The following is a 21,040-nucleotide window of genomic DNA, read 5'->3' as shown; positions in this document are numbered from 1 at the left end:
CCATGACCGACGAGACAGCAGGATCCCGCGAAGCCGCGATGCGGAACCTCGAGGGTGCGTTCGGCGAGCTGATGACCGAGTTCCGTCGGGCGTACGCCCAGGCCGCCGAGCGCGTGAGCCCCGGGATGCTGCCCGGCACCTTCCGGGTGCTCGCGACGATCCATCGGCACGGCTCGGTCACCGTGTCAGGGCTCGCGGAGCGCCTCATCTCCGACAAGGGTCAGGTGAGCCGCACGGTGTCGGAACTCGAAGACCTCGGCCTCGTGATCCGCACGCCCGACCCGAACGACGGACGCATCAAGCTCATCGAGATCACTGACGAGGGGGCGGCTCGACTCGAGAGCGCCCGGATTCCGCACAACGGTCGGCTCGCTGAGGTGCTCGACGACTGGCCCGTGGAGACCATCGAGCGTCTGGCGGGGCTGCTGCATGCGCTCGCGGTGGGGGAGACGCCGGCGAGCTGACGTGCCCGCGCGACGTGGTCGCCGCGACCGGCATACTCGACTGCGTGAGCGGCGATGGTGTGGCGGCGGAGTCGGCAGCGCCCGAGTTGCTGGCGGTCGGCGAGACGATGGCGATGGTCGCTCCCCTCACGGGTGATCGTCTGGCGGATGCGGCTGCGTTCCGTCTCGACGTCGGCGGGGCCGAATCGAACGTGGCCGCCCACGTCGCCCGCCTCGGCCATCGCGCGGCCTGGTTCAGTCGGCTCGGCACCGATCCGCTCGGCGATCGCGTCCTCGCGCAGCTCGCCTCGCGCGGGGTCGACGTGTCGTCCGTGGAACGCGACCCGCACCACCCCACGGGGCTCTACCTGAAGGATCCGGGCCACGGGGTGCACTACTACCGGGCCGGGTCCGCCGCGTCGCACCTCGGCGCGGCCGATGCCGACCGGGTGAGCCTCGGCGGCATCCGCGTGCTGCACGTGAGCGGTATCACGGCGGCGATCTCGCCGAGCGCATCCGCGTTCCTTGATCGGCTGATCGACCGCGCGGGCGAGCTGGGCGTCGAGGTGAGCCTCGACGTGAACTACCGGCCCGCACTGTGGGACGTGGCGACCGCCGCACCGCGGCTGCGCGAGCTCGCGGCCCGCGCGACGATCGCGTTCGTCGGGCGCGACGAAGCCGAGACCCTGTGGGGCACGGCGACCGCCGACGACGTGCGCGGACTGCTCCCGGAGCCCCCCGAGCTTGTCGTGAAGGACGGCGATGTGGGCGCCACGCTCTTCGGGGCAGGCGGTTCGGTGTTCGTGCCGAGCGCCCGGATCGACGTGCTCGAGGCGGTGGGAGCGGGAGACGCCTTCGCCGGCGGGTACCTCGCGGCCCACCTCGACGGCGCGGATGCGGAGGCCCGGCTGAGTACCGGGCACGCGAGCGCCGCGCTCGTACTGACGACCACGGGCGACCTGCCCGACGAGGGGAACGACTGATGGACTTCGAGACGCTCTTTCAGCGTTCGCCCGTGATGGCGATTCTGCGCGGTATGGGGCCCGAGCGCTCGGCGGCGCTCGCCTCCACCGCCTGGGATCTCGGCATCGACTCGGTCGAGGTGCCGCTCCAGACCTCCGACGACGAGCGCTCGCTCGCCGAGGTGTGCCGCCTCGGCGCCCAACGCGGCACGAGCGTCGGCGCGGGCACGATCATCACGCCCGAGCAGGTGAAGCTCGCGAAGAGCCTCGGAGCGCAGTACCTCGTGTCTCCCGGTCTCGATCCGCGCGTGGTCGAGGCCGCTCACGCCGAAGGCCTGCCGATCCTGCCCGGCGTCGCCACCCCGAGCGACGTGCAACTGGCCGTGGCGCTGGGGCTCTCCTGGCTGAAGGCCTTCCCGGCGGCGTGGCTCGGCACCGAATGGTTCCGCCACATCCGCGGGCCGTTCCCGCAGGTGCGGTTCGTCGCGACGGGCGGGATCGACGCCTCCAACGCGATCGACTACCTGGATGCGGGCGCGCGCGTCGTCGCCGTCGGCTCCGCCCTGGAGGACCCGGCGCAGCTCGAAGCCCTCGCGACGGTGATCGGGTCGCGCGCTCGCTGACGGGCGCTAGGGTCGGGTGGAGGTCCTCCGAGGCGGGGATTGCTCGAACGTTCCCGGGATGGAGAAGTGATGAATCCGCTGATTCCCGGACCCGGGGACGTCGTCATGACGGTGCTGGCGATCGCCGCGTTCGTGGTGAGCTGTGTCGCGATAGTGTCGCTCAGTCGGACTCGGCAGCTGCCCGCCCGGCGGGTGCTGCTCTGGGCGCTCGTCATCCTCCTGCTGCCGGTGCTGGGCGCGGTCGCGTGGCTGGTGTCGAACGACCGGACGTCGCGGCAACACGGCGCCACCTGAGGCGCGTCAGGGTTCGAGCAGGATCGTCAGGATCTCGAAGGGGCTGAGGGTAAGGGCGGTCAGGTCCGCGGGGCCGGATGGGCGCTCCAGCAGATCGGTGAGCCGGGCGGTGGTGTGCGGGATGCGGGTCGTGAGGGCCGCGGTGGTCTTCCGGCCGAGCGACTCGTAGAGCCGCACCACGACGCCGTCTCCCGACTCCGCGCGCTTGACCGTCTCGATCACGACGCCCGGGTCGGAGGTCGACGCGAGGCTGTCGAAGCGCGCCCCGCCTCCGCCGCGCAGCGGGTTGTTGAGCCGGTACCCGTCGCGGATGACGGCGCCGAGGTCGCCGGGTTCGAAGGGCCGGAACGCGTAGGTGAACGCGTGGCTGCCGCGATCCGCGGTCGGATCGGGGAACCGGGGCGAGCGCAGCAGCGCGAGCGACACGAGTCCGTTCTTCGCGCGGTGGCCGTACTTGCTGTCGTTGAGCACGGCGAACCCCGCCTCGGCATCCGACACCGCGATCCACTTGTGCGCCGCGATCTCGAACTGCGCCCGCTCGGTGTCGTCCCGCTCGGTCGTCGGCCGGGCGATGTGGCCGAACTGGATGTCGCACAGCGCCTCATCGCCCATGTGCGCGGGCCGGAAGTGGGCGCGCAGCATCCGGTGGCGGGTGCGCCACTCGACCCGCGTCTCGAAGCGCACGAGCGGCGAGCCCGCTTCGAGCACGATCCGCTGCTCCACCTCCACGCCGGGTGCGGTGAGACGATGGGTGCGGACGGCGAGCGGGCCGTCGAGCTGCACCTCCGTGTGCACGAGACGCAGCTGGCGGCCGCGGCGCCGGGTGTAGCGCGCGTCGATGTCCCACGCGTCGAACGGCCACTGCCGCGGATCCCGGTGCAGCACGAGGCGGTTGAGGCCCGCCCCCGCGTGCTCGCGTCCTTCGGCGTCGACGCACGAGACGATCACGCCGTCGTCGTCGAACCGCAGCGTGAGGATGCCGTTCGAGAGGGTCGACGGGGTGTGCGCCAGCCCGAACGGCCCCGACGCCTCGCTGAGTTCGCCCGCTGAGTAGGGGGCGAGCGTCGCCCGATGCCAGCGGTCGCCCACCCGCACGTGCTCGTCGCGGGGGAACGAGGTGAGATTCATCGCGGTGGGACGGGTGCCGTGGGGGAGCGCGCCGGTGAGGTCTGCCGAGACCTCGCCGAGCCGTGCCTGGATGCGGGCGTGCGCCTCACGGGCCTCGCGGCTCACGCGCTCGGTGGACGAGCCGGGCAGAATGTCGTGGAACTGGTTCAGCAGCAGCTCCCGCCATACGGGTTCCAGCTCGGCGCGGGTGTCGCGTCCCGCAGCGACCGACAGCGCCTCGGCGTCGTGCAGCATCCGCTCCGACACCCGGTTGCCGCGCTTGATCGCGGCCTGGGTCGTGTAGGTGCCCTGGTGGGTCTCGAGGTACAGCTCACCCTCATGGGTGTGGCGGATGTCCCGCGTCTCCAGCTCGCGGAAGAACGAGGCCGCCGTGCTGTACTCCACCCGCGGCAGCCCGCGCAGATTCCGCTCGCGGCGCGTGACCTCGTGGTGGATCTCGCCGGGCCCGCCGCCGCCGTCGCCCGATCCGTAGACGAGCAGGGCGGTTCCGAGCTCGCGCTCCGGATACAGCGCGAGCCCCCGCAGCAGGCCGTCGGCCGCGCCGCGCGAGTTGTACTCGCCCTCCGGCGGCATGTGCACGAGCACCTCGGATCCGTCGATCCCGCGCCAGCGGAAGCTGCGGTGCGGGAACACGGTGACCTTGTTCCACGAGAGCTTGATGGTCATGAAGCGGTCCATGCCGCAGCCCCGGAGGATCTGCGGCAGGTTGCCGCTGTAGCCGAAGGTGTCGGGCAGCCAGCACATCCGCAGCTGCTCGTCGTCGAGGCCGAACTCCTCGCGAAGGAACCGCCTGCCCACGACCGCCTGGCGCACGAGCGATTCGCCGCCCGGCAGGTTGGTGTCGGGTTCCACCCAGAACGTCCCCTGCAGCTCGAGGCGGCCCTCGGCAACCGCGCGCCGCATCCGGTCGAAGAGCGCGGGCTGCTGCTCCTTCATCCAGGCGAGCTGCTGCACCTGGCTCGTGCCGTAAACGTATCCGGGGCGACGATCGATCGCGTTGAGCTGCCGCGTGTAGGTGCGGGCGGCCTTGCGGCGGGTCTCGCGAAGCGGCCACAGCCACGCCATGTCGAGGTGGCCGTGGCCCACGGCCCGGTAGACGAAGTCGGATGCGCTGGGCTCGGCGAGCGGCCCCGCGAGCGCCGCGCGGGCGGCGGCCGTGTCGCCCGAGCGGAATGCCCGCCAGGCCGCGTCGAGCGCCCCGGTGAGTTCGCGGGCGAGGGCGTCATCGTCAGTTGAACCCGCGAGCACCGCGAGGGTGAGGTAGTCGTAGTAGAGGGCGTGGTGCTCGGCGTCGCGGATCGCCAGGTGTGCTCCGTGGAACACGCCCCGGCCGACCGGAAGGATGATGAATCCGTTGTAGGCGACGTCGGCGTAGAGCTCGATCCGCGTGCCGGCGGCCAGCGGATCGCCGACCTCGCGGAAGCGTCCGCCCGCGTGCGGCAGGTCCGCCTGTTGGAACACGGTGCTCACCGCATCCACCGGCTCGCCGCCCGGATCGACCACGAGCCCCTCCCCGCGGATGCCGAGCATCACGACCGCTCCGTCGGCGCCCGCGGGCACCTCTCCCGTGATCCGCAGCCACGCGGATTCGAGGGTGCGTCCGAAGGTCGCGCCCCGGCGGATGGGCGTGAACGCGGTTCGGTCGAGCTCGGCGAACGGGATGGGCTCGGCGGAACGCACGACCTCCGCCTCGAGCTGCGCGACCGCGCCGTAGACATGTCTGCGGATGGCGCGCAGTCGACGGTAGTGGGTCGGCTGATCCACGCGGATGCCGAGCAGGAAACTCGCGAAGCCGGGCACGGTTCCCCCTTCCGAGCGCGCCCCGAGTCTAGCCAGGCGCGCTGCCCTCGACCGCGGATATGGTTCCCTCGTGAGCAGTTCGCGGCGGGGGTCGACGGGTCGGGTGACGATCAACGACATCGCCGAGCGCGCGGGCGTCTCGATCGGCGCCGTGTCGTTTGCTCTCAATGGGCGCAAGGGAGTCTCCGAGTCGACCCGTGCCCGCATCCTGATGGTCGCCGACGAACTCGGATGGGCGCCCTCGAACGCGGCTCGCTCGCTCGCCGAGGCGAGAACCGAGACCTTCGGGCTGGTGCTGGCGCGCGACCCGCGCAACCTCGGCGTCGAGTCGTTCTACATGGAGTTCTTCGCGGGCCTCGAGGTCGAGCTCTCGCGCAGGGGCTACAGCCTGCTGCTGCAGGTGGTCGCATCGCCCGCCGACGCGCTCGCAACGCTCCACAAGTGGCATCGCACGCGCCGCGTGGATGGCGTCATCCTCACCGACCTCACGGTCGGCGACGCCTGTGCGGCGTTCGTGCGCGAGTCGGGGATGCCCGCGGTCGTCGTCGGCGACCCGAGCGTCGCGCAGGGCCTCACGTGCGTGTGGACCGACGACGACTCCTCGATGAGGGAGGCCGTGCGTCATCTCGCCGAGCTGGGGCATCGCCGGATCGCGCGTGTGTCGGGTCTCGGCGGGCTGGCGCACACCAGCATCCGCGACAACGCCTTCGCCGACGAGACCCAGGCGCTCGGCATCTCGGGCGTCATGTTGCGCACCGACTACACGCCTATCGAGGGGGAGCGCGCGACGCGTGCCGCGCTCGGAGCGCCCGAGCCGCCGACGGCGATCATCTACGACAACGACGTCATGGCCGTCGCCGGCCTCACCGTGGCGATGGAGCTCGGGGTCGATGTGCCCTCGGATGTATCGATCATCGCGTGGGATGACTCGGTGCTGTGCGAGCATACGTTTCCGAAGCTGACGGCTCTCAGTCACGACGTCGTGGAGTTCGGCTCGCACGCGGCGCGACGCCTCTTCGACGTCGTGGAAGGCGGCTCTCCGGGATCCTTCCTGGATTCGACGCCGCGGCTCGTGGTGCGAGGTTCGACAAAATCTCCAAGATAAAGCGCTTTACTTAAAGCGCTTTAGTTCGTACGGTGTTCCCAACCCCATCGGAGTGGTACATAGCTGCGCCGGGCACCAGGGGTCCCAATACAAAGGAGTATTCGCATGTCACGACGCACAGCCTTCGGGCTCGTCGCGGGCGCGGCGACGGCGGCAATTCTGCTGACGTCCTGCGCCAGCGGTGGAGGAACCGATTCGAGCAGCAACTCGATCGACGGCGACGTCACCGGCGAGGTCACGTTCGTCACCTGGCGAACCGACCTCATCCAGGACGGCACCTTCGATGAGTACGCGGCCGCGTTCCACGAGAAGTACCCGGATGCCACGGTGAAGTTCGAAGGCATCACCGACTACGAGGGAGAGCTGAAGACCCGGCTCTCGACCACCAACTACGGCGACGTGCTCGGACTGCCCAACAGCGTTCAGCCCGACCAGTTCGCCGACTTCTTCGAGCCGCTCGGCCAGACCGACGACCTCGCCGACACCTACCGGTTCCTCTCGGCGAAGAGCTACGAGGGCGTCCAGTACGGACTCGCGCTCGGCGGCAACGCCAACGGTCTCGTCTACAACACCCAGGTGTTCGCGGACGCCGGGGTGACCGAGGTTCCGGCCACCGAGGATGCCTTCCTCGACGCGCTCGCTGCCATCAAGGCCAACACCGACGCGATCCCGCTGTACACGAACTACAAGGACGGCTGGCCGCTCAGCCAGTGGTCGGGCAACATCGGCGCGATCACGGGCGACGCGGACGCGCAGAACGCCATGACCGGCAACGACGCTCCGTGGACCGAGGGCACCGACATCTACGCGATCGACTCGCTGATCTATGACGCGGTGCACGACGGCTACACCGAAGAGGACCCGCTCACCACGAACTGGGAGCAGTCGAAGGTCGACTTCGCCACCGGCAAGATCGGCGTGATGGCACTCGGATCGTGGGCCATCTCGCAGATGCAGGGAGCCGCCACCGACAACGGGGTCGACCCGAGCGTCGTCGGCTACATGACCTTCCCCGCCACCACCTCGGACGGCACGCAGTACGCGGTCGTCGGCGGTGACTACAACCTGGCCATCAACAAGCACTCGAAGGTGAAGGCGGCCGCCAAGGCGTGGATCGACTTCCTCCTCGAGGACTCCGGGTTCACCGCCACGCAGGGCATGGTCTCGGCGCTGCTCGCCGACCCGCTCCCCGACAACCTGGCAGGGCTCACCGACAACGGCGTTGAGCTGCTCGAACTGAACCCCGCGCCTTCCGGCGAGGAGTCGTTGTTCGGCAACATCGCCGACACGGCCCAGATCGACATCTGGGGCAACATCTACCGGCAGAAGCTTGTCGACATCGCCCGCGGCGCAGCCGACGGCGACAAGGACTCGTACTTCGCCGAGCTCAACTCGCGCTGGGCCGACGCCCGCGCACAGCAGGGCTGATGGTCGCCATCACCCAGAGCACCCCGCGCGCGCCTCGGCGCCGCGGCCGGCGGGGATCCCACTCCGGGGTCCCCGCCGGGCGGGGGGTCTTCGCTCGACTGACTCCCTACCTGTTCCTCCTCGTGGCCGTCGGTCTGCTCCTGTTGCTGACCTACCTCCCGGCCGCGAACATGCTGTGGTACTCCCTCACCGACTGGGACGGTCTCGATCTCGAGAAGAACTTCGTCGGGATCGACAACTACGTGCAGGTGTTCACCAACCCGCAGATCTTCGGGGTCTTCGGGGTGAGCCTGTACTACTTCGCGGGCTCCTTCGTGCAGATGGCGATCGCCCTGTACTTCGCGGCTCTGCTCAGCTACCGCACCCGGTTCTCGAACTTCTTCCGCGGGGTCCTGTTCTTCCCGTACCTCATCAACGGTGTGGCGATCGGGTTCGTCTTCCTCTACCTCTTCCAGCCGGGCGGCACTCTCGACACGGTGCTCGCGTGGGTCGGGCTCTCGGACCCGCCGCAGTGGCTCGGCGACCCCGACATCGCGAACTACTCCCTCGCGGCGACGAGCGTCTGGCGCTACACCGGTCTCAACTTCGTACTGTTCCTCGGGGCGATCCAGTCGATCCCGGGTGAGCTCTACGAGGCGGCCGAGATCGACGGAGCCAACCGCTGGCAGCAGTTCTGGGCGCTCACGTTCCCGGGCATCCGCCGGATCATCGGGCTCTCGTTCATCCTCGCGATCGCCGGAAGCCTCTCGGTCTTCGAGATCCCGTTCATCATGACGGGCGGTGCGAACGGCACCTCGACCTTCGTGATCCAGACACTGCAGACCGCCTTCAGCTTCCGTCAGGTCGGGCTCGCCTCGGCGATGGCCATCGTGCTGCTGGCGATCGTGCTCGTCGTCACCTTCATCCAACGCAAGATCTTCCCCGACGAGAAAGTCGAGCTGTCATGAGCACCGCGCTCTCGCGTAGTCGGGTCGGCTCGGCCGCCTCGACCACGGTCAAGTACGTGTCGCTCGTCGTGGCGGTCGTGATCACCCTCGTGCCGCTCTCGGTGCTGGTGCTCGCGAGCTTCAAGACCTCGACCGAGTTCGGCCAGACGGGTCCCTTCGACCTGCCCGCCAGCTGGTTCAACTTCGACAACTACGTCGAGGCGTTCCAGAAGGGCGGGATGGTCGAGGGCTTCATCAACACGAGCATCATCCTGTTGTTCTCGCTCGCCGGCACGATCGTGATCGGAACGATGGCCGCGTACGCCATCGACCGCTTCAACTTCCGCGGGAAGCCGCTCATCGTCGGTCTGTTCCTCGTGGCGACGCTCATCCCCGGCGTCACGAGCCAGGTGGCCACGTTCCAGATCATCAACGGACTCGGCCTCTACAACTCGATGGCGGCGCTCATCCTCCTGTTCATGGGCACCGACATCATCTCGATCTACATCTTCATCCAGTTCATGCAGTCGATCCCGACCTCGCTCGACGAGGCCGCGATGATCGACGGCGCCAACCGCTGGACCATCTACTGGCGGGTGATCCTGCCGCTGCTGCGGCCGGCGATCGCCACCGTCGTCATCGTGAAGGGAATCGCGATCTACAACGAGTTCTACCTGCCGTTCCTGTATTGGCCGTCGCAGGGCACCATCTCGACCTCGCTGTTCCGCTTCAAGGGTCCGTTCGGCGCGCACTGGGAGATCATCGCCGCGGGCACCGTGCTCGTGATCATCCCGACGCTCATCGCGTTCGTGTTCCTCCAGCGCTTCATCTACCGTGGCCTCGTTCAGGGGGCCGTGAAGTGATCGCACGTGACTTGCACGAGGGGTGGACTGTGCGTGCCGCATCCGGGCCCGCGCCTGCCTCCGTCGCGGATCGGGAGATCCCGGCCGTCGTGCCCGGGGTCGTGCACCAGGCGCTCCTCGATGCCGAGCTGATCCCCGACCCCTATCTCGACGACAACGAGTCGGCGCTCGCCTGGATCGGGCTCGTCGACTGGAGCTACCGGGTGCGGGTGGTGCCGACGGCGGAGGAGCTCGCGGCCGAACGGCTCGAGCTGGCCTTCGACGGCCTCGACACCGTCGCCGAGGTGCGCCTCGACGGGCGGGTCGTGGCGGCGGTCGCCAACCAGCATCGCCGTCACCGGGTTGACGTGACCGGACTGATCGGTGCGGATGGCGCCGAGCTCGAGGTCGCGTTCCGCAGCCCCGTCCGCTACGCCGACGCGCAGAGCATGACGCTCGGACCGCGGCCGAGGCCCTACCCCGTTCCCTTCGAGGCGATCCGCAAGTCGGCGTGCTCCTTCGGCTGGGACTGGGGGATCGCCACCGCGACCAGCGGAGTGTGGCGGTCGGTGCGGCTCGAGGCGTGGTCGACGGCGCGTCTTGCCGAGACCCGCGTTGCCGCGATCGCGGAGGGTGCCGGCGGATCCGTCGAGGTCGCCGCGGTGCTCGATGTCGCCGCTCCGCACGAGCTGTCGCTCGAGCTCGAGGTCGGCGGCACGACGCACGAGGTGATCATCCCGGCGGGTGCCGACCGCGCGACCGTGCGGGTCGAGCTCGACGAGGTCGAGCGTTGGTGGCCCGTGGGCTACGGAGAGCAGCCTCTGTCGGACGTCCTGGTGAGACTTCGCGACGGCGACACGGTGCTCGACGAGACGCAGCGCCGGGTCGGGTTCCGCACGGTCCGGTGGGACACCGAGCCGGATGCTGACGGCTCGCCGTTCCAGCTCATCGTGAACGACCAGCCGGTGTGGGTGAAGGGCGTCAACTGGATCCCCGACGACGCGCTGTTCCCCCGGGTCGACCGCGTGCGGTACGCGCGACGGCTGACGCAGGCGCGCGACGCGGGCGTCAACCTCGTGCGGGTGTGGGGCGGCGGCATCTTCGAGGACGACACGTTCTACGACCTCGCGGACGAGCTCGGGCTGCTCACCTGGCAGGACTTCCTGATGGCGTGCGCCGCCTACCCGGAGGAGGAGCCGATCCGATCCGAGATCGTGGCGGAGGCGCGCGACAACGTGGTGCGCCTCGCGCATCACGCCTCCCTCGTGCTCCTCACCGGCAACAACGAGAACCTCTGGGGCTACGAGGACTGGGGCTGGAAGACCCGCCTCGACGGGGCCACCTGGGGCGCCTACTACTACTACGAGGCGTTCCCCGAGATCATCGCGGAGCTCGCCTCGCACGTGCCGTATTCGCCGGGAAGCCCGTTCAGCCCCGATGAGGGTCTGCACCCCAACGACGAGACGAGCGGCACGACTCACCTCTGGGAGCAGTGGAACCGCGAACCGTGGACGAACTACCTCGAGCACGCGCCGCGGTTCGTCGCCGAGTTCGGATGGCAGGGGCCGCCGGCGTGGTCCACGCTCACGCGCTCGCTCTCCGACGATCCGCTCACGCCGGAATCCCCGGGGATGCTCGTGCACCAGAAGGCGATCGACGGCAACCAGAAGCTCGTCGACGGTCTCCTGCCGCACTACCGCGTGCCGCGTACCACCGAGGACTGGCACTGGGCGATGCAGCTCAACCAGGCGAACGCGGTCGGCTTTGCGCTCGACCACTTCCGCTCGCATGCGCCCCGCACCTCCGGTGCGATCGTCTGGCAGTTGAACGACTGCTGGCCGGTGACCTCGTGGGCGGCGATCGACGGTGACGGTCGGGCGAAGCCGTTGCGGCACGCGCTCGCGGCGGCCTTCGCACCGCGAGTGCTCTCGATCCAGCCGCGCGAATCCGGTCTCGTCGCGGTGATCGGCAACGACACCGCCGAGGCGTGGACGGGTGAGCTGATCCTCGCCCGCCGCGGCTTCGACGGCGCGGTTCTCGCGGAGGTACACGAGGCGGTGGAGGTCCCGCCGCGTGCGAGCCTCTCCGTGTCGGTGCCGCCCGCGGTGGCGGATCCCGAGGACCCGACGGCCGAGCTGCTGACCGCGACGCTGGGGGGTGTGCGCGGGGTGCGCTTCCTGCTGCCCGCCCGAGCCACCGCGCTCCCCGAGCCCGTTGCGCGGGTGAGCGTCGCCGCCGACGGCGACTCCCTCGCGGTGACCGTCGTCGCCGAGACGCTGCTGCGCGACCTCACGTTGCTCGTCGACCGGGTGAGCCCGGACGCCGAGGTCGATGCCGGGCTCGTGACCCTGCTGCCCGGCGAGAGCGCGACGTTCCACGTGCGGGGTGCCGCGGGTGCCGACGCGGAGGCGTTCGCCGACCCGCGCGTGCTGCGCACCGCGAACCAGCTCGTCGCGGGCGTCGCCCCGTGACCGCGTTCGACGCGCAGCGCTTCCGGGGTGACCCCGTCTGCGGGATGACGTGGGGCTGGGTCGGCACGCGAGGAACGTGGGCCACGCCGGAGGCCGAGGAGTCGATGCGCCTGATGGCAGACCACGGCGTCACGTGGACGGCCCTCGCCTACGCCGCCTTGCAGGAGCACATCATCTCGACCGAGATCCGCTCCGACCTCGCCCCGACAGTCGGTGACGACGAGATCGTGGGCGCCATCCGACGCGCGCACGACCTCGGGCTTACCGTCTGCCTGAAGCCCGTGGTGAACGTGGCCGACGGCACGTGGCGTGCGCACATCGGATTCTTCGACGAGGACGTTCCGGGCGAGCCGAGCTGGGGCGAGTGGTTCGCCTCGTACCGCCGGTTCATCCTGCATGCGGCGCAGATCGCCGAGCAGGAGGGCTGCGCGATGCTCTGCGTCGGATGCGAGATGGTGCGTGCCGACGCGCAGGAGGACCACTGGCGTGCCCTGATCGCGGATGTTCGCGAGATCTACACGGGGCTCGTCACCTACAACTGCGACAAGTACCAGGAGGATCGCGTCCGCTGGTGGGACGCGGTGGACGTCATCAGCTCGAGCGGCTACTACCCGATCGATTCGTGGGAGCGCGAGCTCGATCGCATCGAGCGGGTCGTCGCGACGTCGGGCAAGCCCTTCTTCTTCATGGAGGCGGGGTGCCCCTCGCGTGACGGCTCGCCCGCGCGGCCCAACGACTGGTCGCTCCCCGGCGGCCCCTCGGTGACCGAGCAGCTGCGGTACTTCGAGGAGATGTTCCGCGCCGTGCGTGCCCGGCCGTGGGTGCGCGGGCTCATGCTCTGGGACTGGCCGGCCCACCTGTACCCTGAGCAGGCTGCCGCTCAGAACGACGACTATTGTCCCTACGGGAAACCGGCCGGCACGTTCATGGCCGAGCAGTATCGCGAATGGAGCAGGGAGAGCCATTGATGACCACCGCCGCATCCGTCGTCCTCGCGCTGGATGCGGGCCAGACCGGCATCAAGGCACGTCTCGTCTCGCCGGGCGGCACGGAGGAGCGCCTGTTCCCCGGCGTGCGCACCGATGAGCTGCTGCTGCCGCAGCTCGCCGCCGCCGCACGCGACGTTGCCGCGGGGCGCGCGATCGGCACTCTCGCCGTCGGCACCTCCGGCCTCACGAGCGCCGAGTTCGATGCGACCGCGCTGCGGCACCTGCTCGCGGCGGAGGCGCCGCAACGTGTGCTGCTCGCGCACGACTCCATCACCTCCTACCTCGGCACCCTCGGCGACGCCCACGGCGTCGTGGTCGCGGCCGGCACGGGCGTGGTGACCCTCGCGGTGGGCCCTGCCGGAAGCGCGCGCGTCGACGGCTGGGGCTACATCATGGGCGACGCGGGGAGCGGCTACTGGATCGGTCGCGAGGCGCTCGACGCGGTGATGCGCGCACATGACGGGCGCGGGCCCGAGACCTCGCTCACCTCCGTGGTGCGCGACCGCTGGCCCGACCTCGAAGACGCCTACGTGCAGCTGCAGAGCGACCCCGCGAAGGTGAGCATCGTCGCCTGGTTCGCGGAGGCGGTGGCCGCGCACGCCGAGCACGACGAGGTCGCCGCGGGCATCTGCCGGGCAGCCGCCCAGGAGCTCGGCCTCGCGGCCATCACGGCGTTGCGTCGGGCGATGGGCGGGCAGCCGGTGGCCGAGCCGCTCGTGAGCGCGATCGGGGGCGTATTCCGTGGGCAACATGTACGGGAGGCCTTCGAGGAGACCGTGCGTGCGGTGCACCCCGGGCTCCGGATGGAGGCTCCGCACGGCACCGGCCTCGATGGCGCGGTCGCGCTCGCCGGGCTCCCCGCCGAACACCCTCTCGCGGCGCTCGCGTCGGTGTCGATCGCCCCCGAGGTGTGACACTGGTCGGATGCGCATCGCACTGACCGGAGCAAACGGCAAGCTGGGCAGCGTCGTCGAGGAGGAGCTGACCGCGGCCGGCCACGACGTCATCGCCCTCGACATCGTGGGGGCCCGACGCGAGGGCTTCACCCGCATCGACCTCACCGACTACGGCTCGGTGGCGGATGCGCTCGCCGGGATCGACGAGCGGCACCGCGGTCTCGACGGGGTCGTGCATCTCGGGGCGGTGCCGGCGCCGGGTCTCGAGACCGACGTCGCCACCTTCCACAACAACATGCTCGGCACCTTCCACGTGATGCAGGCGGCCCGCCGCGCCGGCATCCGGCGGATCGTCACCGCGTCGAGCGAGACGGTGCTCGGGCTGCCGTTCGATGTGCCGCCGCCGTACGCGCCGGTCGACGAGGAATACGACACGCGCCCCGAGAGCATGTATTCGCTCACGAAGCACCTCGAAGAGGAGCTGGGGCGCAAGCTCGTGCGGTGGGATCCGCAGCTCTCGATCACCGCGCTGCGGTTCTCGAACGTGATGGTGCCGGATGACTACGCCGGGTTCGAGGCGTTCCAGAGCGACCCGGCGTCGCGCAAGTGGAACCTGTGGGGCTACATCGACGCCCGCGACGGCGCCCAGGCGATCGACCTCGCGCTGCGGGGTGCGGCGCCCGGGTTCGACCGGTTCATCATCGCGGCGGCCGACACCGTGATGGAGCGTTCGAGCGCGTCGCTCATGCAGGAGTTCTTCCCCGAGGTCGCGGTGCGGCGCTCGCTCGGCGAGCACGAGACGCTGCTGTCGATCGACCGTGCCCGGGCCGTGCTCGGCTACGACCCGAAGCACAGCTGGCGCGACTGAGCGGGCGGGAGCTGCGCCTCCGGGCTGGCGCGCCGCTCAGCCGCCGTGGGCGGTGAGCTGCAGCCCGATCACGGCGAGGCCGAGCAGGGCTTCGCCTCCGAGAGCCACGAGACGCTGCCACCAGGTGAGGGGCAGGTGCCGCACGGCCACCCATCCGCTGAGCACGAGGGATGCGATGAGCGCGATCATCGCGGCGGTCAGCGCGGTCTCGACCGGCCAGAGTCCGATCGCCGAGACGCCGAGGAACACGAACGTGAGGAAGACGCTCGTGATCGCGCCGAAGCTCGACACGAGGACGACCCGCACCTCGTGTGCCGTCGGGCCGCGCTCGTGCACGACGATGTGCGAGGTGAGGTCGGCGACGAAGACCGCGAGCACGGTGCCGAGCACCGTCACCGCGAGGGTCACGAAAGCTTCCTGCACTTCGGAGCCGTGGGCGCGGAGCGAGAGCACCACCGCGAGCGCCACGAACGTCACGTAGATGCGCTCCTTGAGTCGCGCCGCCCGGATCTCGCGGGTGTCGAGGGAGTTCTCATCCGTCATGCCGCCACCTCCGAAGCGGACGCTGCCTCATCTTCGGGGTCCGTGTCAATCCCCTCGCGAGACATTGTGGTCGTCGCCAGGATCAATGGTGTGGAGGTGGCGATGCACACGGATGAGGGGTCCGGTTTCGAGGGGGCGCGAAGTGCCGATATCTTCGGCGACTTCGGCATGCGGTGGTCGGAGTTCGGCGAGTACGAGGTGCCGTTCGATCCGTTCGCGGCGCTGGACGGCGACTGAGCTCAGGGAGGACGACCTCCGGATTTCGGGTGTCCGGAGGTCGTCTGTCGCCCTGATATAGTCGTCAGGTTGACTTCTTGTCGACCGCGCGCCCGTAGCTCAACGGATAGAGCATCTGACTACGGATCAGAAGGTTGGGGGTTCGAATCCCTCCGGGCGCACACTGCGATGAATCGGGACATAAGTCTCGGCTGGGCCGCGAGATGTCTCTTCTTCGAGAAGCCGCAGGCCATCGGTCGGCGGCTTTCTTTTGCTGTGTTGCGATGCCGCAGCTCTATGGCGCCGGTTCCACCGGTCGAGCCCGCCGTCACGGTAGCGGCGACGAGCCGATGAACCTGACGCGTGGGGAGTCACAGCTACTTCGCCGCTTCCGCCGTGGACGGCTACCCCGAGACGACCTTCAATACGATCACATCATGCTTCGACACCCGGCCGAGTGTGATCCATGTCCCGACTCATGAGCGGCGCATCACTCGCGACCTGGGTCCCGCGCCCAGACGCCTCCGGGCGCACTATGTGGGCCCTGATCGGGCGACTGGTTGGTCAGGCCTCTTAGGTCCCGAGGCGCTCATGTTCAATCCCGGACTTCTGGCGTCCCGGGTTGTCGGCACCCGCGCCGGGGCTAATCGTGCGAGGTGAGGATGCGTCTGCGCGGGGCCGTCAGGTACGGACCAACGAGGCTCTGGACCGCCGATTCGAGACCCGCTCGAGAGTTGGACGCGAACGATGCGCACCATCGCCTTGACGAAAGCCTCGGGTCTTTCTCATCTACCGGATGAATAGATCTGGCCAGGTGGGGGCCGAGTTTCAGTACCGCGGCCGAGCGGCTGCCCCCAACTTCTCCCAACGGCGCAAGTCTCGAATAAGCCAAAGCGGCCTGGCGGAAGTGCCGACTTTGAGCGGGTCGAGTTTCCGGATACCGGGAAATGTGAGACGCCGGTAACGTGCTCTTCATGGAAGCAAGCGATCTTGAGTACGCCGCCCTCAAAGTGCTCCTGAAACCAATCGAGGAGCGAACAGGACTCGGAGAGTCCGCAGCATTTCTCAACTGGTTCCTCCGGAATGTCTACCGGCTCGAAGACACCGAGGCCCGCGACGCCATTTGCGATCACGGGAACGATAAGGGCATCGACGGGATCTTCATTGACCACAATAACGAGGAAATTCACTTCTTCCAGTCGAAGATCAAGCAGGCCCCCAACGGCAAAGTGGGGGATGTCGGACCCAAAAACTTCATAGCGTCCGTTCAGCAGTTCGATCAGGTCGACAAGGTAGCTTCCCTGCTCGCAGGCAACGCCGATGTCGACCTCAAGCGACTCGTTGTTCGCACCGGTGTGGCTGAGATGGTCAGCAACGGTTACGCGTTGGTTGGCATCTACGTGACGAATGAATCCAACAACGCAGACTCAATCGAGTACGCCAACATCACCCCCGCCCTGCGCATCTTTGATCGAGCCGAGATCGCTTCCAAAGTGATCGACATCGACGCGACCGAGGGTCAGAAGCAGTCGTTCACCTTCGACACCTCGTACGTCGCACCGATGGCAATGCAATCCGGCGCCGGTAAAAGTGCGACCTCAATGTATGTGTTCCCTGCCCGCGCCCTTCAGCTGGTCCACATGGACGGCATCTCGGACGGCACGCTGTTCCGCGCCAACGTGCGATACACGCTTGGGAACACAGCCGTGAACAAGTCGATCAGGCAGTCGATCGCGGAGAAGTCCTCGCACGGCGACTTTGTGCTCTTCCACAACGGAATCATCATCCTTTGCGCCGAGGTTGACGACTCCGTTGTCGGCGAACTGACCATCAAAAACTACTCGGTTGTCAACGGCGCTCAAAGCCTCACGAGCTTCTACGCAACCAAGGCCAAACTGACGGATGACCTTCGAGTGATAGTTCGAGTCATCATGGTGCAGGACGAAGAGCTCGCGAAGACCATCACGCACAACAGCAACAACCAGAACGCGATCAGACCGCGTGACCTCCGCTCCAACCACGCGATCATGCTTCGACTTCAGAAGGAAATGGACTCGGCACCGGGAAGCCACTTCTTCGAGATCAAGCGAGGCGAGGTAGCGCCTCCAGGCACCACGGTGATCACCAACGATGAGGTCGGAAGGGCGCTTCTTGCCTTTGATCTGAAGGAACCTTGGCTCGCCCACCAGGTCTACAAAGTCTTCGACGAGAAGTATGCGGACATCTTCGGCCGTCCGGAAGTTACGGCCAGTCGGGTCGTTTTCGTCCATCGACTGGTCCAGACTGTCGATGCTGCCCTCCCGGGCCTCAAAAACAAGCCCATGGGCTCCTATACGCTGACGCGATACTTCGTCCTCTACGTCTTGGCGCGAATCCTCCGCGCGAACGAGGCGACCAAACAGTACGTTGCTGCCCCCTCGCTCCTCACGGAGGCGCAAATGGCCGACTTCCTGACGAAGTGTGGGGAGATCCTGAAAACCGTCGTTGTCGATCTCAGTTACGAAGCGTCTGAAGGGGAGTTCGATTACAAGTCGATCTTGAAGAGCCCCAACCAATCGACTGACCTTGCCGGGCGGGTCCTCGCGAGCTACGAGAAAGACGTCGCGCGTGGTAAGGCCGAATCGTTCAACGGATGGGACCCGTCGTAGAGCGGACCTGCCGAGACGACGCGGCGACACTTCAAGCTTGAGCAGGCTGGCCACCTGCATGGATGTTGGGAGGTCTCGCCTAGTCGGCGCCCGGCCGGGGCTTGGCGCTGGAGGAAGTCGGAGATCGCTATGCGCGCATGTTGACGTCTGCGAGTACTTCCGAGAACGGAGGGGCAATATTCAGACTCCCTTGATCCGCAGACTCGTCGATCGCAGCCGCGATCTCCTTGGCTGGCGAGCCCGGGGTCTCCGAACTGGAGTTGAGTGTCGACCGAGCCTGGCGATGTGGATCTACGCAGCGCCCGAGATGGCAGTGCGCTTGAAGAAGGCGTCCAACCGATCGGTCAAGGGCATTCGTCCGTCCAAAAAAGTCATCCGCATGCGTCGCGCAACATTCACCAACACGACGAGGGCGCCCAGTCTTGCGGTCGCCGCTATCACCGCCGTCAACAACGGCGGGATCTTGTTGACACTCAAATGTCTCCTGCTGTCGTTGCCCGGATACGACGCCTGGTTTCGCGCGCAGGGTCATACGGCTGGATCGCAGCCAATCTCGATGGGGTCTGCCGACGGCGAACGGCCGCCGGTTCCACGGCATAGGGGCCAACTACGCGGTGAACCGGCATCCGGGAGCGCACTGTGAGATGACTAGCCGCCCACTAGACCGGGTGGTCGCTCGCTGCCATGATGACTGCACCGTGTCCGAGGGACGATCAGGAGCAGAGTTGCCCGCAGAAATGCCCTACATGCCCTCTGTCGTAAACGTGGGCAGCATTCTCGAGAAGATCAAGGGGGCCGGTACCCCTCCGAAGTTCACGCACGACTTCTTGAAGAGCACGCTCGGCTTCAGCTCCTCAAACGATCGCGCCATGATCAAAGTACTGCGAACCCTCGGGTTTATCTCGGCAGACTCCACTCCGACGCAGCGCTATAACGACTTCAAGGGAGAGCACGGAGGCCAAGTGCTTGCTGTGGGACTCCGCGAGGGTTGGGCCGACCTGTTCATGGCTGACCAGAAGGTCAACGAGAAGTCAGTATCTCAGGTCGGAGCAATCGTCAAGAGCGTCACTGGAGCGGGTGACGCGGTAGCAAAGAAGACAGCCTCAACGTTTAAGGCGTTAAGCGACAAAGCAGACTGGACCGCGGCCGCCGACGCGGCGGCCTCCGCTGAGAATTCGATTGACCCACTGGGGGACCAGCGACGAGGGGATGGCCCTGGCGCTGAATTCCGCGCGGACGACGTGGCGGGTTCCGGCCTCCTGCGACTTCATCACGACATCCATATTCACCTCCCGCCGAGCTCAGACGTTGCGGTGTATCGCGCGATCTTCCAGGCGCTCAAAGCGGAGTTGATGTGAGCGACGTCTCGTCCCTTCGCGAGTGGCTCTTCAAGGGGCTAACGGTCGAGGCAGCGCTCAACGACCTTGAATCGGACGGGATTGCCGTTAGGGCTTCGACCGATCCGCACGCCCTTCAGCGTGTCATGCCGTTGGAGGACTTTTCTGCTGACCTTCGCGCGTCAGCCATGAAGGCTCTTCCTGCGTATCTTGCCTTCCACGTTTTCGAGAACTCGGCTCGCGAGGTGGTGAGCGAACGCCTCGCCGAAAAGCTGGGACCCGAGTGGTGGGATCAAGCAGCGAGCATCAAGTTGAAGGGTAAAGTCGAAGGGCGCCAAAAGAGTGAAGGACGCGACAGGTGGCATATGCGAAGAGGTGCCACCGAGATCTATTACACAGACTTCGGAGACTTGGCCTCGCTGATTCAGAACAACTGGGAGCACTTCGAGGACCTGTTTCCAGACATCAACTGGGTTGTAAGCCGGTTTGACGAGTTGGAGAAGAGCCGAAACATCGTCGCTCACAACAATCTGCTTGAAGCGCACGAGGTCGGTCGCATCACCCTGTACTTGCGCGACTGGGTTCGCCAGGTCGGCTAGACATATTCCGCAGTCACACGCGCGCGAGCGCTGAAACGGGCACGGTACGCGGTTAACTGGATGCGCTCAGGCCAACAGAAGTTCGCGCCCATCATTGCTGGCCAGAGTTGCTGGTACGCCGCCGCGGCCGCGTCGCTAGCCCATACGTGCATTGCGTTGCTACGCCGATTCCAAGTTGGCCGACGGATGAGCGGATGCCCGCTCTTCCGCCGGACTACCCAGTCCACAGCGCATACCAAACGTCGCCGTCCGGTGCGGTGACACGCTCGATGGGTAGCTACAGCAGGGCGGTCTACTATCAACTTGGCCTTGGCGCGATGGCTGTCCCAGGACATCAGAGAGCTTGCGCTCGATCGGATGATGCCCTTCGGATTAGTTGCTCGGTAGGGCGAAATCAACGCGACTCGCATTTGCTCACGTGCGAGGCGCGATCTCCCGCAGGTGGTCGACAACCGGCGTGAGCAGCTCCGCGAGGCGTGCTGAGCCTCCGTCGGGGAGGTGGTCGAGCACGAGCCGGCGGATCTCGGCAAGGTGCCCGGGGACTGCGGCCGCGAATGCGGCGCGGCCCTCGGACGTGAGGGCGACGTAGCGGTTGCTGCCGTTGCGGGTGCGGGTCACGAGGCCACGATTCTCCAGTCGGGTGACGGTGTGCGAGAGCCGCGAGAGGGATCCGAACGTGACGGCGCTGAGCTCGAGCATCGTGCGGGTGCGGTCGGGGGCGCGCGTGAGCATGAGCAGCACGGCGTACTCGAATCGGCCCAGGTTGGCGTCGCGCTTGAGCTGCTGGTCCAGGAGGCCGGGGAGGTACTCCACGAGCGCGAGCAGGTTCATCCATGCGTCGTTCTCGTCGGGGTCCAGCCGGGCGTGAGTGGTCATGGGATAGATCGTCCCATCTCCAACTTGACGGTTCAAGTAGATGAGG

General features: G+C 67.5%; 19 protein-coding genes and 1 tRNA gene. 17 read left to right on the top strand and 3 right to left on the bottom strand.

Features of this window, described 5'->3' with window-relative positions; genetic code table 11:
- Window positions 1–2: 2 nt before the first annotated feature.
- The 4 genes from FVQ89_RS01570 (at window position 3) to FVQ89_RS01555 (ending at window position 2,322) form a co-directional block, all read left to right on the top strand.
- A complete protein-coding gene (locus FVQ89_RS01570; RefSeq protein WP_187264851.1) occupies window positions 3–464 on the top strand; it encodes a MarR family winged helix-turn-helix transcriptional regulator in 462 nt (153 codons plus the stop codon).
- A 44-nt stretch (window positions 465–508) separates the two neighbouring features.
- A complete protein-coding gene (locus FVQ89_RS01565) occupies window positions 509–1,426 on the top strand; it encodes a sugar kinase (RefSeq protein WP_255513349.1) in 918 nt (305 codons plus the stop codon).
- Window positions 1,426–2,028, top strand: a complete 603-nt coding sequence (locus FVQ89_RS01560) for a bifunctional 4-hydroxy-2-oxoglutarate aldolase/2-dehydro-3-deoxy-phosphogluconate aldolase (RefSeq protein ID WP_147900171.1) — start codon at window positions 1,426–1,428, stop codon at window positions 2,026–2,028. Before FVQ89_RS01565 ends, FVQ89_RS01560 begins: the two co-directional genes overlap by 1 nt.
- A gap of 69 nt (window positions 2,029–2,097) precedes the next feature.
- Window positions 2,098–2,322: a PLDc N-terminal domain-containing protein gene (locus tag FVQ89_RS01555; RefSeq protein ID WP_147900170.1), complete on the top strand. Its 225-nt coding sequence runs from the start codon at window positions 2,098–2,100 to the stop codon at window positions 2,320–2,322.
- Between the two features lie 6 nt (window positions 2,323–2,328).
- On the opposite strand, the gene FVQ89_RS01550 is transcribed toward FVQ89_RS01555, so the two are convergent.
- On the bottom strand, window positions 2,329–5,250 hold the full coding sequence (locus tag FVQ89_RS01550) for a glycoside hydrolase family 38 C-terminal domain-containing protein (protein WP_187264850.1): 2,922 nt from the start codon (window positions 5,248–5,250) through the stop codon (window positions 2,329–2,331).
- Between the two features lie 70 nt (window positions 5,251–5,320).
- On the opposite strand from FVQ89_RS01550, the gene FVQ89_RS01545 reads away from it, so the two are divergent.
- From FVQ89_RS01545 to FVQ89_RS01510, 8 genes are all read left to right on the top strand, one after another.
- On the top strand, window positions 5,321–6,355 hold the full coding sequence (locus FVQ89_RS01545) for a LacI family DNA-binding transcriptional regulator (protein WP_255513348.1): 1,035 nt from the start codon (window positions 5,321–5,323) through the stop codon (window positions 6,353–6,355).
- 105 nt (window positions 6,356–6,460) lie between these two features.
- A complete protein-coding gene (locus tag FVQ89_RS01540; protein WP_147900167.1) occupies window positions 6,461–7,783 on the top strand; it encodes an ABC transporter substrate-binding protein in 1,323 nt (440 codons plus the stop codon).
- Window positions 7,783–8,730, top strand: coding sequence for a carbohydrate ABC transporter permease (locus FVQ89_RS01535; protein ID WP_147900166.1), 948 nt, complete (start codon window positions 7,783–7,785; stop codon window positions 8,728–8,730). Before FVQ89_RS01540 ends, FVQ89_RS01535 begins: the two co-directional genes overlap by 1 nt.
- Window positions 8,727–9,572 carry a carbohydrate ABC transporter permease gene (locus FVQ89_RS01530; RefSeq protein WP_147900165.1) on the top strand — a complete coding sequence of 282 codons (846 nt, stop codon included), beginning with the start codon at window positions 8,727–8,729 and terminating at the stop codon, window positions 9,570–9,572. The genes FVQ89_RS01535 and FVQ89_RS01530 overlap by 4 nt, the downstream gene beginning before the upstream one ends.
- On the top strand, window positions 9,569–12,022 hold the full coding sequence (locus tag FVQ89_RS01525) for a glycoside hydrolase family 2 protein (RefSeq protein ID WP_147900164.1): 2,454 nt from the start codon (window positions 9,569–9,571) through the stop codon (window positions 12,020–12,022). The genes FVQ89_RS01530 and FVQ89_RS01525 overlap by 4 nt, the downstream gene beginning before the upstream one ends.
- Window positions 12,023–12,066: 44 nt before the next feature.
- Window positions 12,067–12,990 (top strand): 1,4-beta-xylanase, encoded by a 924-nt coding sequence (locus FVQ89_RS01520; protein WP_147901438.1) that lies wholly within the window; start codon window positions 12,067–12,069, stop codon window positions 12,988–12,990.
- The gene (locus FVQ89_RS01515) at window positions 12,990–13,925 is read left to right on the top strand and encodes a BadF/BadG/BcrA/BcrD ATPase family protein (RefSeq protein WP_147900163.1); all 936 of its coding nucleotides are present in this window, start codon (window positions 12,990–12,992) and stop codon (window positions 13,923–13,925) included. Before FVQ89_RS01520 ends, FVQ89_RS01515 begins: the two co-directional genes overlap by 1 nt.
- A gap of 10 nt (window positions 13,926–13,935) precedes the next feature.
- Entirely contained in the window at window positions 13,936–14,775 is an 840-nt protein-coding gene (locus FVQ89_RS01510) for an NAD(P)-dependent oxidoreductase (RefSeq protein WP_147900162.1), read from the top strand.
- Between the two features lie 36 nt (window positions 14,776–14,811).
- Here the strand turns inward: FVQ89_RS01510 and FVQ89_RS01505 are convergent, their stop codons facing one another.
- Window positions 14,812–15,318 (bottom strand): hypothetical protein, encoded by a 507-nt coding sequence (locus FVQ89_RS01505; RefSeq protein ID WP_147900161.1) that lies wholly within the window; start codon window positions 15,316–15,318, stop codon window positions 14,812–14,814.
- Window positions 15,319–15,414: 96 nt separating this feature from the next.
- Between FVQ89_RS01505 and FVQ89_RS14350 the strand changes: the two genes are divergently transcribed.
- From FVQ89_RS14350 to FVQ89_RS01485, 5 genes are all read left to right on the top strand, one after another.
- Entirely contained in the window at window positions 15,415–15,555 is a 141-nt protein-coding gene (locus FVQ89_RS14350; protein ID WP_187264849.1) for a hypothetical protein, read from the top strand.
- A gap of 88 nt (window positions 15,556–15,643) precedes the next feature.
- Window positions 15,644–15,716, top strand: a tRNA-Arg gene (locus FVQ89_RS01500).
- 792 nt (window positions 15,717–16,508) lie between these two features.
- Window positions 16,509–18,182 carry an AIPR family protein gene (locus FVQ89_RS01495; RefSeq protein ID WP_147900160.1) on the top strand — a complete coding sequence of 558 codons (1,674 nt, stop codon included), beginning with the start codon at window positions 16,509–16,511 and terminating at the stop codon, window positions 18,180–18,182.
- Window positions 18,183–18,880: 698 nt separating this feature from the next.
- A complete protein-coding gene (locus FVQ89_RS01490; RefSeq protein WP_147900159.1) occupies window positions 18,881–19,540 on the top strand; it encodes a DUF5343 domain-containing protein in 660 nt (219 codons plus the stop codon).
- Window positions 19,537–20,118, top strand: coding sequence for a Swt1 family HEPN domain-containing protein (locus tag FVQ89_RS01485; RefSeq protein ID WP_147900158.1), 582 nt, complete (start codon window positions 19,537–19,539; stop codon window positions 20,116–20,118). The genes FVQ89_RS01490 and FVQ89_RS01485 overlap by 4 nt, the downstream gene beginning before the upstream one ends.
- Before the next feature lie 414 nt (window positions 20,119–20,532).
- Here FVQ89_RS01485 and FVQ89_RS01480 read toward each other — a convergent pair whose 3' ends face one another.
- The gene (locus FVQ89_RS01480; RefSeq protein WP_147900157.1) at window positions 20,533–20,994 is read right to left on the bottom strand and encodes a MarR family winged helix-turn-helix transcriptional regulator; all 462 of its coding nucleotides are present in this window, start codon (window positions 20,992–20,994) and stop codon (window positions 20,533–20,535) included.
- Window positions 20,995–21,040 lie beyond the last annotated feature (46 nt).

The organism is Homoserinibacter sp. GY 40078, from assembly GCF_008017545.1.
In the GTDB taxonomy this organism is placed as follows: domain Bacteria; phylum Actinomycetota; class Actinomycetes; order Actinomycetales; family Microbacteriaceae; genus Homoserinibacter.
The sequence above is the reverse complement of the archived record's forward strand: the minus strand, read 5'-3'. Positions and strand labels throughout refer to the sequence as shown.

Bases quoted from the DNA above. Each gene is read 5' to 3' on its own strand.
- FVQ89_RS01570 (WP_187264851.1), top strand. From the start codon at position 3: ATGACCGACGAGACAGCAGGATCCCGCGAAGCCGCGATGCGGAACCTC.
- FVQ89_RS01560 (WP_147900171.1), top strand. From the start codon at position 1,426: ATGGACTTCGAGACGCTCTTTCAGCGTTCGCCCGTGATGGCGATTCTG.
- FVQ89_RS01555 (WP_147900170.1), top strand. From the start codon at position 2,098: ATGAATCCGCTGATTCCCGGACCCGGGGACGTCGTCATGACGGTGCTG.
- FVQ89_RS01540 (WP_147900167.1), top strand. From the start codon at position 6,461: ATGTCACGACGCACAGCCTTCGGGCTCGTCGCGGGCGCGGCGACGGCG.
- FVQ89_RS01535 (WP_147900166.1), top strand. From the start codon at position 7,783: ATGGTCGCCATCACCCAGAGCACCCCGCGCGCGCCTCGGCGCCGCGGC.
- FVQ89_RS01530 (WP_147900165.1), top strand. From the start codon at position 8,727: ATGAGCACCGCGCTCTCGCGTAGTCGGGTCGGCTCGGCCGCCTCGACC.
- FVQ89_RS01520 (WP_147901438.1), top strand. From the start codon at position 12,067: ATGACGTGGGGCTGGGTCGGCACGCGAGGAACGTGGGCCACGCCGGAG.
- FVQ89_RS01515 (WP_147900163.1), top strand. From the start codon at position 12,990: ATGACCACCGCCGCATCCGTCGTCCTCGCGCTGGATGCGGGCCAGACC.
- FVQ89_RS01510 (WP_147900162.1), top strand. From the start codon at position 13,936: ATGCGCATCGCACTGACCGGAGCAAACGGCAAGCTGGGCAGCGTCGTC.
- FVQ89_RS01505 (WP_147900161.1), bottom strand. From the start codon at position 15,318: ATGACGGATGAGAACTCCCTCGACACCCGCGAGATCCGGGCGGCGCGA.
- FVQ89_RS01495 (WP_147900160.1), top strand. From the start codon at position 16,509: ATGGAAGCAAGCGATCTTGAGTACGCCGCCCTCAAAGTGCTCCTGAAA.
- FVQ89_RS01480 (WP_147900157.1), bottom strand. From the start codon at position 20,994: ATGACCACTCACGCCCGGCTGGACCCCGACGAGAACGACGCATGGATG.